The organism is Salinimicrobium oceani (genome assembly GCF_012037645.1).
This window is the reverse complement of sequence record NZ_JAAVJR010000918.1, coordinates 1-391: the sequence shown is the minus strand read 5'-3', so window position 1 is coordinate 391 and position 391 is coordinate 1. Positions and strand designations below refer to the sequence as shown.

General features: G+C 46.3%; 1 protein-coding gene. It reads right to left on the bottom strand.

Annotated features, from left to right (window positions below; all coding sequences use genetic code 11):
• Positions 1–91: 91 nt before the first annotated feature.
• A partial coding sequence (locus HC175_RS20055; RefSeq protein ID WP_168139838.1) for a methylated-DNA--[protein]-cysteine S-methyltransferase occupies positions 92–391 on the bottom strand: 300 nt, incomplete at its 5' end.

The following is a 391-nucleotide window of genomic DNA, read 5'->3' as shown; positions in this document are numbered from 1 at the left end:
TTAAAGATATAGTCAAAATTAAACAGGTAGATCAAACCTATGGCCAAAGCCAAAAAAATCAGGGTGCCCAAAATGCCTTTTTTGAGACCTCTCATGGGAACAGGCTTTGTTGCTTTTCCTGCTGCTCATGCTCAAGCAGCCACTTCTTTCTCCAAAGTCCGCCGGCGTAGCCGGTCAAAGATCCGTCGCTGCCAATAACCCGGTGACAGGGAATTAAAATCCACAGCGGATTCTTTCCGTTTGCTGCTGCCACAGCACGAATAGCCAACGGATCGCCGATTTCTTTTGAAAGTTCCATGTATGACGCCGTTCTCCCGTATGGAATGTTCAAAAGTGCCTGCCATACTTTTTTCTGAAATTCTGTCCCCTGCGGATTCAGCTTCAGGTTAAA